The organism is Roseomonas alba, assembly GCF_019430885.1.
Classification (GTDB): Bacteria; Pseudomonadota; Alphaproteobacteria; order Acetobacterales; family Acetobacteraceae; genus Neoroseomonas; species Neoroseomonas alba.
Genome location: NZ_JAHYBZ010000006.1, coordinates 194,531 through 207,199, shown reverse-complemented (window position 1 = coordinate 207,199; position 12,669 = coordinate 194,531). Strand labels below are relative to the sequence as shown.

Here is a 12,669-nt window from a genome sequence, read left to right as displayed (position 1 = left end):
AGGTGTCCAAAGGCCTTTCGGCCTTTGGTGGGGTGGTACGGAGGGGCGAAGCCCCTCCATCCTCATGCCGCGCGGATCCGATCGAGGAAGCTGCCGATCTCCCCGCGCAGTCCGGTGGATTCGCTGGACATGCTGCGGATGGCGGTCAGCATCTCGTCCGTCACCTGATGCATCTGCCCAGCGGATTGCGTGACTTCGCCGATCTCAACGCGCATCGCATTGGTGCCGGCGGCGGTGCGTTGGACGCTTTCGGCGATCTCCCGCGTCGCGATGCCCTGCTGATCGACCGCCGTCGCGATATCGGCCGAGACCTCGCTCATCTGCGCGATGCGCTGGCCGATGCCCTGGATGGCCGTCACCGCGCCGGCGGTCGCCGACTGGATCTCGGCGATCTGGCGGGAGATGTTCTCGGTCGCCTGGGTGGTCTGGCTGGCGAGGCTCTTCACCTCGCTCGCGACCACGGCGAAGCCCTTGCCGGCCTCCCCGGCGCGGGCCGCCTCGATGGTCGCGTTCAGCGCGAGCAGGTTGGTCTGCGCGGCGATGTCGGTGATCAGTTGCACCACCTGGCCGATCTCCTGCGCCGCGGCGGCGAGGCCTTGCACCGAGGTATCGGCCGCCTGCGCCTCCCGCACCGCTTCCTGCGCCATGCCGCTCGCATTCTGCACGCGGCGGGTGATCTCGACCACCGAGGCGCTGAGCTCCTCGGTCGCCGCGGCGACGGTCTGCACCTCGTTGGAGGATTGGTCGGCCGTCGACGCCACGCTGTCGGCCCGGCTGCCCGTCGTCTTGCTCGCGACCGCAACCGTGTCGGCCGAGCGGGTCATCGCCTCGGTCGCCTCGGTCAGGCGGCGCAGTGCGACCTGGGCCACGCTGTCGAAGCCGCGCACCTCGCTGTCGATGCGGGCGGCGCGTTCGGCCTTGGCGCGTTCCTCGGCCTCGCGCGCGGCCTCGGCGGCGCGGCTGCGGATGGCGGCCTCCTTGAAGGTTTCGAGTGCCTGGGCGAGTTCGCCGACTTCATCATGCCGGCCGAGATGCGGCACGGCGACATCGAGCCGACCGGCGGCGACCGTGCTCATCGCTGCCGTGATCTCGGTCAGGGCGCCGAGTACCTTGCGCCGGAACAGCCAGCCGCCGATGCCCAGCGCCGCGAGGCCGAGGCCAAGGGCGGCAAGGCCGATGACGAGGCCGCGCCACGCTTCCGTCTCGGCCTGCCCGGCCTCTTCGATCAGCGTCGCGGCGGCGATGTCGCGCAGTTCGGCAACACCGCGGAAGGCGTCCACCACGGCGTTCCAGGCCGCCTCGCTGATCTGCGGCGGGCCCTGGCGGGCCTCGTCCACCGCGCGGTCGGTGGCGCGCTTGTTGGGCAGGAGGACGCGGTCGAGCACCGAGGCGTAGCTGCGCGCCAGCGCCGGCGCGACGTCGCCGCTCGCCATGCGCGCCTGCATGTCGGCGGTCAGCACGTCATAGCGGCCGAAGGCGGTGTCGATGCGGCGCAGTTCCTCGGGCGTCGCGGCGCGCTTGGCGCGCACGCTGGGGCCGGTCGGCACCAGGAAGCCGGAGATCGCCTCGCGCAGGTCCACGGTCAGCCGCGCCATGGCGGCCGGGGTCTGGAGGTCGCTGTTGTAGCGGCTGATCTGCTGCTCGATGCCGGGGATGAGCTGGCTGAACTGCGCCTGGGCCGCGAGGGTGCGCGCGGAGGACTGGGCCTGCAGCGCCAGCCGCTGGTCGCGTGGCAGGCGGCGGCCGGCCTCGGCGTCGCGACGGACCGCATTGAGGGTGGCCTGCAGGTCGTTGAGGGCGGTGCCGACAGTGCGCGGCAGGTGGTCGCCGGCCCGCTCGATCGCCGCGCGGGCGGCCGCGATCTGGGCGTCGAGCTCCCCGCGGATCTCGGTGAAGCGGGCGCGGGTCTCGGCCTCCTGGGCCTCGTCGGCGGTGATGAAGCGGGTCAGGCTGGCGCGGTCCTCGGCGACCTGCAGGGGCAGCCGGGTGAGGCTGGCGAAGGCCGTGCTCATCGCCACGGCATCGCCGGCCCGGTCGAGATCCTGCAGGTTGGACCGCAGCAGCAGCCCGCCTGCCACCAGGGCGACGGCGGCAATGCCGCCGAGCGCGGTTGTCGCGATGGTTCGAATGCGCACGCCGTGAAGCTCCCGCCATGGAGGCCCGCCATGACGCGGGCCTTTCGATGGGCGCCGGCCTTGCCGCGCCCTGGGGCCATGATGCACCGCAGCTATTAATGGATTGGCCCATGCGCGGGCGGTCGCGGGGTTGGAAGCCCGCGCGATCCGCGCCACCCTGGCGGCATCCGCAACGGGAGAGAGAACGCCGTGCCGAAAATCGCCATCCATGTCGAATTCCGCCCGAAGCCGGGCAGCCATGCCGCCTTCGACGCGCTGATCCGCGAGCACGCCAAGCTGACGGTGGCCGAGGAGCCGGGCTGCGAGCGCTTCGAGGTGCTGCAGCCGATGAAGCAGGACGGCACGCCGGATGAGAGCCGCATCATCCTGGTCGAGGTCTATACGGATCAGGCCGCGGTGAAGGCCCACACCCAGAACCCGCGCATGCCGAAGGTGCGGGAGGCCTACACCCCGCTGATCGAGGACCGCATCCTGACCATGTGCGCGCTGTAGCCGATGCGCCGGCGGCGGATCAGTTGGTTCGCCGCGCCGCCTGTTCCGGCATCGCGGCCAGTGCGTGCAGGATGGTCGGCGTATCGGCGCCTGCCGCGCAAAGCCCGGTGGCCGTCTCGCCGAAATCGACGAGGCCATGGTGCCGCGCATCGGTCGCACGTTGCAGCGGCACCAGCCAGGTGGCGATGTTCTGCGCCACCAGCCTCTCCGCATAGAGCCGCTGGGTCGCGAAGGGCACGTTGGTCTCGCGCGGATCGCCGATGACGAAGACGCGGCGGCCCGGATCCACCGGGATGCGCACGATCGAGTCGGAGGGGTCGAAGCGCGACAGCCGTTCTCCGGGCCTCGCCAGTCCCCGTGCTTCGAGATAGGCGCGGTAGGAAGCGGCACCGGACGAGATCACGGCGCATCGCAGGTCATGCCGCCGCGCCAGCATTTCCGCGACCAGCGTGCCACCGCCGCTGTGCCCGCCGAGCGCCCAGGCGCCGACGCGGTAGCGCGTCTTCAGCCCGTTGAGCGCGGCATCGACCAGCGCGGCCTCGACCGGACGCCCGCGGGTGCTGTGGTGATGGCCTGCGCTGCCATAGGTGCCGGGGCGGCCGAGGAAGATGAATGGCACGCCGAAGCGGCGCGACAGGGCTTCCTCCTGAGCGACCATGGCAGCGGGACCGAAGCCGCTCTGGCGACGGCTCGCGTCGTTGCCGCGGGGGCCGAGGACATCGCCATTGAGCCAGAGCGCCGCAACCGGGTTCTCGGCGGCGAGGCCGGCGGCGTAGTAGCGCAGGCAGGACGCTTGGCCGTCCGCCTCAACCCATATGGCCGTGTCGTCGCGTTCCAGCGCGGCGCAGGTCGCGCGGTCGATGCGGATGCCGTTGACCACCGCGACGGGATCGAAGTCGTTGGCCTCGACACGCGACTGGCCGAGGGCGGGCGGGCAGGTCGCCGGGAGCAGGGCGATGCCCGGCGCGAGGAGCAAGGTGCGCAGCGGGGGCGGGCCTTGGACGACGGGTTTCAGCGCGCGCGGCCCAGCAGGCGTCGCGCGCGTTCCACCACCGGCAGGTCGATCATCTGCCCCTCGAAGGCAACCGCGCCCTTGCCCTCGGCGATCGCCGCGTCGAAGGCCGCGATCAGGCGGCGGGCGCGCTCCACTTCGGCGGGGGAGGGGCCATACTCCTCGTTGACGATCGGCACCTGCGCCGGGTGGATGCAGGCCTGGCAGGCGAAGCCCAGCGCGCGGGACCGTTTCAGCGACGCTCGATACGCCTCGAGATCCGAAAAATCCGCGAAGGGCCCGACCGAGCCGAGCGGCTGGATGCGCGCTGCCCGCGCCGCCGTCACGACCATCATGCCGAAATGGTAGAGCATGTCGGCGCTCGGGATGGCTTCCAACTCGGTGGAGAGATCCTCCGCGCCGACGCCGATTGCCGCCACGCGCGGATCGGCCCCGGCGATGGCGCCGAGCAGCGGCACCGCATCGGGCGTCTCCACCACCGCGATGAAGCGGGTGTGGCCGGGCGTCATGCCCAGCGCCGCCTCGCGCGCCGTGACGACTTCCGACAGCAGGCGGATGTGCTCCGGTCCCATCACCTTGGGCAGCATCAGCGCGCCGACCGCGGGCATCACCGCGGCGGCGATGTCGGGGATGGTGAGGTCGAGAGCGCGGTTGATGCGCACCGCAACCTCCGCTCCCGCCTGGCCGACCGTCGCGGCGGCGGCAGGCAGCGCGTCGCGCGCCGCCTGCTTCTCCGCGGGCGGGATGGAGTCCTCAAGGTCGAGGATGATCACGTCGGCGCCGCGGGTATGGGCCTTGGCGACGAATTTCTCGCCCGTCGCGGGCACGAACATCAGCGACCGCCAGGTCGCGGGAGGCGGCCGCGTCATGCGAGGGTCAGGTCCATCGTCGCGCAGAGATTGCCATCCTTGTCGGCCGCCCAGCACGCCATCTTGCCGTCCACCGGCGCCGCGCCGCACAGCGTCACGGTGTCGCCGACCCAGAGCGGCCGGGCGAGACGCGCGGTGAACCCCGCAAGCCGACCCGAGGCGCGCTTCAGCGCGGCATCGAGCAGGAGCTGCATGGTCAGCCCGCCATTCTGCACCGTCGCCGGATAGCCTTCCTCGTCGCGTGCATAATCCGCGTCGTAGTGGATGCGGTGCGCGTTCCAGGTCACGGACGAATAGCGGAACACCAGCGCCGAGGAGAGCAGCACCTCATCGGCAAAGGACGCATTGTCCGGCGCCTTCACGGGTGGGGTCTGCGGGCTGGCCTGGCCGGGCTTGGGGGCCTCGCGGTACATGGCGTCGAACTCGTCGACGGCGATGGTCTTGCCGCCGGTCTCGATCACCAGGCGCATGGTCAGCACCGCCATGCGGCCGGTGCGGCCGAATTTCGGCACGATGCCCGCGACGATGGCGCGCTTGGTCGCCGGCTGGCCGATGCGCAGCGCACCGTCGATGGTCACGCGCCGCCCCGCGCCCATGCGCCGCGGCAGCGGGATGGGCGGCAGGAAGACGCCCTTGTTGGGGTGGCCATCCGGGCCGATGTCGGACTGCTTCGCGATGTCGGGGAAGAACATGGTGAACCAGTGCGGCGGCAGCGCATCGCCCTGCTTCAGCGTGGCCGGGTCGATGTCGAGCATCCCCGCGATACGGCGTGCGGAGGACAGGCCGATTTCGTCCTCCACCACGCGTTCACGGCCTACCCAGGATTGCAGCGCCGCGATCGCGGCTTCGAATTCGGCGTCGGTCGTCATCAGTTCATCGAGTCCCAGCAGAGGCGGGTGAGGCGGCCGGCGGTGGCGAACATCGCCGAGGCCCCCGGCAATCCGTCCGGCATCGTCTCCGGCACCTGGTCCATGTACACGGTGATGATGAAGCGCGGCGTGTTGCCCTTGTAGACGATCCCGGCATCCATCCGGCCGCGCTGGCCCTTGCCTGTCTTGTTCGCGACCTTGGTGCCGTCGGGCAGCAGGCAGGGGATCAGGTTGCGCAGCCGCTGCCACGACAGGATGTCGAGCCCGAGCTGGCACAGCTCGGGCGTCGCGCCCAGGAACGCCGCCGCCTCCGCATCCGTCGATCCCTTCAGCATCAGATCGAGCAGGAGCCCCTGGTCGCGCGCGGTGGTCGAGGCGAGCGCCGTCAGCGACACGTCCCAGGGCAGGTCAGGCGCGGGGAAGTTCACGCGATGCGTCGTGCTCTTCATGCCGATCCGTCGGCACCAGGCGTTCAGCTCCTCGCGGTCGAGGTGTTCCAGCGCGATCTGCGTGCAGACATTGTCGCTGGTGATGATCATGTTCACCAGCACGTCGCGGAAGGGGATCACGCAGCCCGGCGTCATGAATTGGTAGGTGCCGCTCTTCACGCCTTCCTGCAGGCGCGCCTCGATGGTGCAGGGCTCGTCGAGGCGCAGCTTGCCCTCATGCACCTTCGACAGCGCGTGCATCATGATCGAGATCTTGCGCGTGCTGGCCGAGGGCAGGACGGTGTCGCCGCCGCGATCGGCCTCCCACCCCGTGGCGAGATCCTTCACGTACCAGGACGTGACGAAGGGTTGCGCGTCGCAGAGCGCGTTCAGCCGCGTGGCGAGATCTTGCATCGGGGATCCTCCTTGGCCGGGCAGGCTAGTCCGGCAGCCGCGACGTGGCCAGGGCGGGTCCGGCGCTCTATCGTTGCGGGGAGAATCAGGCGGGAGGGGCCCATGCGGTCAGAGGTCAAGCGTGTCGCGGTGATCGGGGCGGGGACGATCGGCGCGTCCTGGGCGGCGTATTTCCTCAGCCGGGGCCTGCCGGTCGCGGTCAGCGATCCCTCGCCGGGCGCGCCCGACCTGATGCGGCGCATGGTCGAGGGCGCCTGGCCGATCCTGATGCGCCTCGGCGGCAAGGCGGATGCCGATCCCGCCGCCTGGACCTTCCACGCGGATCCCGTCGCGGCGCTCGAGGGCGCGGATTTCGTGCAGGAGAGCGCGCCGGAGCGGCTCGACATCAAGCAGGACCTGCTGCATCGCATCGATGCGGCGCTGCCCGCCGATGTGGTGATCGCCTCCTCGACCTCGGGCTTCCTGGCCTCGCTGCTGTCGGAACGTTGTGCGCATCCCGACCGCGTGCTGATCGGCCATCCCTTCAACCCGCCGCATCTGATCCCGCTGGTGGAGGTGGTGGGCGGTGCGAAGGGCAGCCCGGCGGCGGTCGCGGCAGCGATGGAGTTCTACCGCGCCATCGGCAAGCGCCCGATCGAGATCCGCAAGGAAGTGCCGGGGCACCTCGCCAACCGGCTCCAGGCGGCGTTGTGGCGGGAGGCGGTGCATCTGGTGGCCGAGGGCGTCGCCTCGGTCGCCGATGTCGATGCGGCGATCAGCGAAGGGCCCGGCCTGCGCTGGGCGCTGATGGGCCCGCACGCCACCTTCCACCTGGCCGGCGGGGAAGGGGGCATCGACCACTTCCTGCACCACCTGCTGCCGGCGGTGACGTCCTGGTGGAAAGACCTCGGCAGCGAGATGACCGTTGCCGAGGCCGTGCAGCGCACCCTGGTGCAGGGTGTCGCGGAGGAGACGGGCGGCGCCTCGACGGCGGAACTCGCCCGCCGCCGCGACGCTGCCCTGGTGCGCCTGCTGGAGGCGCGGTCCCTATAGCAGGAACCAGTTGGCCGCCGGCGCGGATGCGCTGGTGACGTCGATGGCGAAATCGGCCGAGCCGTCGCCGTTGATGTCGCCGCGCACCTGGTAGGAGGTGCCGCCGAGCGAGGCCACCATCACCTCGCCCGGATGGTTGTCGAAGCCGGTGACGTAGCTGAACGCCTGGTTGCCGCCCTGGGACGGGTTGGCGTCGATCTGGCGCAGGTCGATGCGGTCCTGGCCGGCCACGAAATCCGTGATCCGGTCCGGGGCGGCGACGGTGCTGTCCGCCGGGTTCAGGAAGCGGAAATGGTCGGCCCCGGCGCCGCCGGTCAGCACGTCACGCCCGTCGCCGCCGATCAGGGTATCGGCGCCGCCCCCGCCGACCAGCGTGTCGGCGCCGGCCTGGCCGCGCAGCACATTGGCGCCGTCATTGCCGATGATGGTGTTGGCGAGCCCGTTGCCGACGCCGGTGATGAGGCTGCCGCCGGTGAGCAGCAGAGCCTCGGTGTTCGCCAGCAATGTGTAGCTGGTCCCGTCCGTCACCGAGACGGTGTCGGCCCCCTGGTTCGCGCCCTCGACGACGCGATCCGCCGGGCTGTCGATGACGTAGAAGTCGTTCCCGGCGCCGCCGGCGAGCAGGTCATTGCCATGGCCGCCATCGAGCGTGTCGGCGCCCGCATTGCCATAGAGGGAATCCGCCCCGCCGCCGCCGAGAATGTCGTTGCCGAGGTCATTGCCGTTGACGCGAGCACCGCCGGCGGCCGTGACGATCGCGTCCTCGACATTCGCGGCCAGGGTGTAGGTCGCGAGGCTCGTCTCGACCACGTCGCGGCCGGCATTGGCGGTCTCGACCACCACGTCGCCGGTCGCGTTGACGACATAATGGTCGTTCCCCGCACCGCCGATCATCCGGTCGTTGCCGACGCCGCCGTCCAGCGTGTCGTTGCCCGCGCCGCCATCGAGCGTGTCGTTGCCCGCGAGCCCCGAGAGCAGGTCGTTGCCGTCATTGCCGAGGGCGAAGTCGGCGCCCGCCGTCAGCGTCGGCGCATCGGCCGTGCTGCCGGCGCCGACGAAGTGCCGGCCGGTAACCTCGGTCGCGTTCGAGACGGTAGTGCTGCTCGTCGAGCCGTTCGAGATGGTGACGGCGAGGCGCAGCGCCTCTCCGACCTCGCCGCTGCCTGGCACGTAGGAAGCCCCGGTGGCACCCGCGACGGCCTTCCAGCTCCCGCCTTCATAGGACTGCCACTGGTAGGAGATGCCGAGGCCGGCCAGCGATCCGCCGGTCGCGGCGACCGTGGCGCCGACTGCCTGGTCCTGGGTCGGTGTCGTATCCGTCACCGTGACCGTGAAGCCCGGCAGGGGGCTGCTCGCCTCATCCCAGGGATGGGCGGCATCCAGCGTCGGCGCGGTGTTGAGATAGGTCGTTGCCGAAACCGAGGCCGGGCCGCTTGCGATCTGGCCCGATGTCAGGCCGTAGACGTCGTTGCCACTGACCGTCGCCGTGACGCTGGTGGCGTTCGACAGCAGCTTGGCGCTGGAGCTGGTGAGCTGGTTGACGACGGTGTTGTCGCTGATCATCAGCGACGATCCGGCATAGGGACCACCCTCGCCGCCGTAGTGGACGATCGCCGGGTTCTGCGAGGCCGAGCTCTGCTGGATGATGTTGCCGGTGATCTCGGCCTTGCCGCCATTCGGGATGTCGATGCTGTAGCTTCCCGTCCCCCCACCGGCCGCGCCGTCGTAGATGCGGTTGTCGCGGATGATGGTGTTCTGTGCGCGGCTCTTGATCTGATGGCCGACGGAGGCGTCGTGGAAGTAGCTGTCCGTGATGGTCAGCGTCTGGATTTCGTTGACGTAGATGTTGTGGGTGTAGCCATCGCCGGTGCCGTTCTTGGCGAATTCCGAGCCCGTGATGGTGATCGTGCCACTCGCGGATGCGTTCGCGAGCAGCCCGTCCTGGTTGTCATGGAAATACGAGTTCACGATGGTCAGGTTGCCGCCCTGGTAGCGGATGCCTGCGCCATTCCCATCCGGTACGGACGCGCCCGAGAAGGACATGTTCTCGATGCGCACATCGGTATTGGTGACGAAGATCCCTTTGCCGTTTGAGGGCTGCGTCGTGGCGACGATATTCGCCATGCCGCCCACGCCCACGATGGTGATCTTTGTGTTTATTGTGGCGAAATCGTTATAATATGTTCCTGCCTGGACTGCGATCGTGTCCCCGTCCCGAGACGCTGCGATGGCGGCAGATATGGTGTTGTATTGCTGGCCGGAGCCGACAGTCAAAGTGGCCAAGGTATTGCCCCCTTTTGCAAGTCATAGAGCGAAAGGCACGTTCATTCCTCAATAGAAATGCATGCCTTGGCACTCAATGATTTTGTCGAATCACATCGTGTGCTTCGCGATGTCGAGACAACCGCCAATTGTGGCGACGGCGGGGCGGAGACATTGCGGAAGCGAGATTTTAGGGGCGATCTACATTACAGTGCCGCAGGCACATATGTCGCATCCATGCCAGGCGTGCGTATATGCCAGGAAGCGGCAACACCTTGCGAAAGGCCGGATTCAAGGCACCCCTGAGCGGCGAGCGCCGTCCGCGTGGCGCGGGTGTCGCCGGGCGGTGCAACCATCGCGTGTGCGGGGCTTCAATAAGGCGTGAAAGCGCTTGGACGGGCCCCGGCTGGCGCCGGTGAGGTGCGGCTCAGCAGGCGCGCACGTAGTAGCCGTCGCCATTGTGGAAGGCGATCGCGCTGTAGCCGCGGCGTCGCGCCTCGGCCGCGACCTCATTGGCGCGGCGGAGCGTGGCGAAGGGGCCGGCAATCTGGCAGCGGACCTGGAAGGAGGCTTCCTCCGCCGGCAGCTGGAGATCCCTGGTCGTGCCGGCGATGGGGCTCGCCGCGGCCGTCTGCATGGCGGCACCGAGAGTCAGGATCAGGGCGGCAGTCGAGGGGCGCCAGGGCGCCATGAAGCGCAACATGATGGCCTCCGTCGGTTTACCGCGGCCATCGGATCCGCTCATCGCCCGGCAAGGGGCAGTCCGGGAGAGTGCGGAGCCAAGTCCGCCGTATCGTCAGGCTGCCACGGGTGCGGGGTTGGCCGCTGTGCAGCGCATCACGGCGTCAATCCCCGCGCAGCGTGCCCGTCACGGCGCGGCTGCCATAGTAGCGCATCGCCCCCGGATGCCAGGGCAGCACGGTGTTGTGCACGAAATTCGCCGGCACCGTTGCCGCCGCGGCGGGATGGGCCTCGATCAGCGCGGCCTGGTTGGCGAAGACGTCGCGCACGATCTCGAAGGCGAGACTCGCCGGCAGATCGCGCCGCGCCACCGCGAGGTTATACAGCCCGACCGTCACATAAGGCCGGTTCAGCGAGGGATAGGTCCCCGCCGGGATGGTCGTCGCGCCGAGTTCCGGCGCGGCGAGGCGGGCGCGCGTTACCTGGGACGGCGTGAACGGCAGAAAGCGGATGGCGCGCCGCGCCTCAAGCCCCGAAATGGCGGGGAAGGGCGCGCCCGAGGCCACGGCGATGGCATCGATCTCGCCGGCGGCGAAGCGTGCGGCGAGCGCGTCCCAGCTTCCATGCACCGGCCGGATCTCGGTTCCGAGCGCATAGAAGATGCGCGGCGCATAATCGGCGCCGGTGCCGCCCTCCGGCCCGACGGCCACGCTGCGCCCGGCGAGCTGAGCGAGGTCGATCACCGGCGAATCGCGCCGCACCACGATGTGGAGCGGCGTGTCGAACATGGTGAAGAGGGCGAGTGCGGTGGTGCCGCGTGCCTCCTGTATCGCGCCGGTGGTGACGAAGGCGATCTGCACGGCATTCTCGGCCAGCAGGCGCAGGTTCTCGGCCGGCCCGCTGGTCTCTCGGATATTGACCGCGATGCCGAGCTCGCGCGTCAGCAGCCGCGCGAGGCCGAGGCCATAGGCATGATAGGCGCCGCCCGGCGAGGCGGTGCCGATGGCGATCGCCCGCGGCCATTCGGGGTCCTGCGCCCGCGCCGCGCGGCCGGCGGGCAGCGTCGCCGCGGCGAGCCCGGCGAGCAGCGCCCGGCGCGGGATCATCCCTGCCGATCCTCGCGGGCCACCAGCACTGTCTCGGGGGTGTCGGCCTCGGCCTCGGTCTCGCCGGCGAGCACGCGCCGCATGCGGTCGCTGTCGAGCGCATTCTCCCACCGCGCCACCACCACGGTGGCGACGCCGTTGCCGACCAGGTTGGTCAGGGCGCGGGCCTCGGACATGAAGCGGTCGACCCCGAGGATCAGCGCGATGGAGGCGACGGGCACGGTCCCGAGGGAGGAGAGCGTCGCCGCGAGCACGATGAAGCCCGATCCGGTGACACCCGCCGCACCCTTGCTGGTCAGCAGCAGGATGCCGATCAGGCCGAGCTCATGGCTCAGCGTGAGTTCGGTGTTGGTGGCCTGGGCGAGGAAAATCGCTGCCATGGTCAGGTAGATGCAGGTGCCGTCGAGGTTGAAGGAATACCCGGTCGGGATCACCAGCCCGACGACGGATTTGTCGCAGCCGAGATTCTCCATCTTCGACAGCATGCGCGGCAGCGCGGCCTCGGAGGAGGAGGTGCCGAGCACGATCAGCAGCTCCTCCTTGATGTAGGCGATGAAGCGGAAGATCGAGAAGCCGCACCACCAGCCGACGATGCCGAGCACGACGAGCACGAAGAGCAGGCAGGTCGTATAGACCGCGGCCATCAGCGACCCGAGTTGGAGCAGCGTGCCGACGCCGTAGCGCCCGATGGTGAAGGCCATCGCCCCGAAGGCGCCGAGCCAGGCCACCTTCATCACCATCGACACGATGCCGAAGAAGACATGGGCGACGCTGTCGATCAGACGCAGCAGGGGCTTGCCGTGCTGGCCCATGGCCTGGAGCGCGAAGGCGAAGAGGATCGCGATCAGCAGCACCTGGAGGATCTCGCCTTCGGCGAAGGCGCCCACCACCGTGTTGGGGATGATGTGCAGGAGGAAGTCGACCGGGCTCTGGTGCGCCGCCTGGGTGGTGTAGGTCGCGATCGCCCGCGTGTCGAAGGATGCCGGATCGGCATTGAGCCCCGCGCCCGGCTTCCACAGGTTCACCACCACCAGGCCGATGACGAGGGCGAAGGTGGTCATCACCTCGAAATAGACCAGCGCCTTGATGCCGACACGGCCGACCTTCTTCATGTCGTCCATGCTGGCGATGCCGTGCACGACGGTGCAGAAGATGATCGGCGCGATCAGCATCTTGATCAGCTTGATGAAGCCGTCGCCGAAAGGCTTCATCTGCACCGCGATGGCCGGCCAGAAATGGCCGAGCAGGATGCCGACCAGGATCGCCGCCAGCACCTGCGCATAGAGGTGCCGCCACCAGGGATGGTGGGGAATGGAGGCCGTCTCGGCCATCGCGCTCGCCATGGGGTATGCTCCTCAACGCCGTGACG

11 protein-coding genes are annotated in these 12,669 nt (G+C 69.5%); 2 read left to right on the top strand and 9 right to left on the bottom strand.

The genetic code is table 11. The features are described 5' to 3' along the window. Positions 1–62: 62 nt before the first annotated feature. On the bottom strand, positions 63–2,135 hold the full coding sequence (locus KPL78_RS17790; RefSeq protein ID WP_219764327.1) for a methyl-accepting chemotaxis protein: 2,073 nt from the start codon (positions 2,133–2,135) through the stop codon (positions 63–65). Between the two features lie 189 nt (positions 2,136–2,324). Here KPL78_RS17790 and KPL78_RS17785 point away from each other — a divergent pair, with 189 nt between their 5' ends. Continuing rightward, a complete protein-coding gene (locus KPL78_RS17785; protein WP_219764326.1) occupies positions 2,325–2,627 on the top strand; it encodes a putative quinol monooxygenase in 303 nt (100 codons plus the stop codon). A 19-nt stretch (positions 2,628–2,646) separates the two neighbouring features. On the opposite strand, the gene KPL78_RS17780 is transcribed toward KPL78_RS17785, so the two are convergent. From KPL78_RS17780 to KPL78_RS17765, 4 genes are read right to left on the bottom strand one after another with little or no spacing between them, the layout of a single operon-like run. Beyond that, positions 2,647–3,603, bottom strand: a complete 957-nt coding sequence (locus KPL78_RS17780; RefSeq protein ID WP_219764325.1) for an alpha/beta hydrolase family protein — start codon at positions 3,601–3,603, stop codon at positions 2,647–2,649. 35 nt (positions 3,604–3,638) lie between these two features. Further along, positions 3,639–4,508 (bottom strand): HpcH/HpaI aldolase/citrate lyase family protein, encoded by an 870-nt coding sequence (locus tag KPL78_RS17775; protein ID WP_219764324.1) that lies wholly within the window; start codon positions 4,506–4,508, stop codon positions 3,639–3,641. Further along, positions 4,505–5,377, bottom strand: a complete 873-nt coding sequence (locus KPL78_RS17770) for an HTD2 family dehydratase (RefSeq protein WP_219764323.1) — start codon at positions 5,375–5,377, stop codon at positions 4,505–4,507. The genes KPL78_RS17775 and KPL78_RS17770 overlap by 4 nt, the downstream gene beginning before the upstream one ends. Beyond that, the gene (locus KPL78_RS17765) at positions 5,377–6,219 is read right to left on the bottom strand and encodes a serine hydrolase (protein ID WP_219764322.1); all 843 of its coding nucleotides are present in this window, start codon (positions 6,217–6,219) and stop codon (positions 5,377–5,379) included. The genes KPL78_RS17770 and KPL78_RS17765 overlap by 1 nt, the downstream gene beginning before the upstream one ends. A gap of 102 nt (positions 6,220–6,321) precedes the next feature. On the opposite strand from KPL78_RS17765, the gene KPL78_RS17760 reads away from it, so the two are divergent. Next, positions 6,322–7,251 (top strand): 3-hydroxyacyl-CoA dehydrogenase NAD-binding domain-containing protein, encoded by a 930-nt coding sequence (locus KPL78_RS17760; RefSeq protein ID WP_219764321.1) that lies wholly within the window; start codon positions 6,322–6,324, stop codon positions 7,249–7,251. On the opposite strand, the gene KPL78_RS17755 is transcribed toward KPL78_RS17760, so the two are convergent. From KPL78_RS17755 to KPL78_RS17740, 4 genes are all read right to left on the bottom strand, one after another. Continuing rightward, on the bottom strand, positions 7,246–9,390 hold the full coding sequence (locus tag KPL78_RS17755; RefSeq protein WP_219764320.1) for a M10 family metallopeptidase C-terminal domain-containing protein: 2,145 nt from the start codon (positions 9,388–9,390) through the stop codon (positions 7,246–7,248). The genes KPL78_RS17760 and KPL78_RS17755 overlap by 6 nt on opposite strands. Positions 9,391–9,940: 550 nt before the next feature. Then, entirely contained in the window at positions 9,941–10,216 is a 276-nt protein-coding gene (locus KPL78_RS17750; RefSeq protein ID WP_219764319.1) for a hypothetical protein, read from the bottom strand. Positions 10,217–10,358: 142 nt separating this feature from the next. Continuing rightward, positions 10,359–11,300, bottom strand: a complete 942-nt coding sequence (locus tag KPL78_RS17745) for a TAXI family TRAP transporter solute-binding subunit (RefSeq protein ID WP_219764318.1) — start codon at positions 11,298–11,300, stop codon at positions 10,359–10,361. Next, positions 11,297–12,643, bottom strand: coding sequence for a dicarboxylate/amino acid:cation symporter (locus KPL78_RS17740; protein ID WP_255569157.1), 1,347 nt, complete (start codon positions 12,641–12,643; stop codon positions 11,297–11,299). Before KPL78_RS17740 ends, KPL78_RS17745 begins: the two co-directional genes overlap by 4 nt. Between the last annotated feature and the right edge of the window lie 26 nt (positions 12,644–12,669).

Excerpts from the sequence above, each read along its gene's own strand:
- KPL78_RS17775 (WP_219764324.1), bottom strand. The coding sequence starts at position 4,508 with ATGACGCGGCCGCCTCCCGCGACCTGGCGGTCGCTGATGTTCGTGCCC.
- KPL78_RS17770 (WP_219764323.1), bottom strand. The coding sequence starts at position 5,377 with ATGACGACCGACGCCGAATTCGAAGCCGCGATCGCGGCGCTGCAATCC.
- KPL78_RS17765 (WP_219764322.1), bottom strand. The coding sequence starts at position 6,219 with ATGCAAGATCTCGCCACGCGGCTGAACGCGCTCTGCGACGCGCAACCC.
- KPL78_RS17760 (WP_219764321.1), top strand. The coding sequence starts at position 6,322 with ATGCGGTCAGAGGTCAAGCGTGTCGCGGTGATCGGGGCGGGGACGATC.
- KPL78_RS17750 (WP_219764319.1), bottom strand. The coding sequence starts at position 10,216 with ATGTTGCGCTTCATGGCGCCCTGGCGCCCCTCGACTGCCGCCCTGATC.
- KPL78_RS17745 (WP_219764318.1), bottom strand. The coding sequence starts at position 11,300 with ATGATCCCGCGCCGGGCGCTGCTCGCCGGGCTCGCCGCGGCGACGCTG.
- KPL78_RS17740 (WP_255569157.1), bottom strand. The coding sequence starts at position 12,643 with ATGGCGAGCGCGATGGCCGAGACGGCCTCCATTCCCCACCATCCCTGG.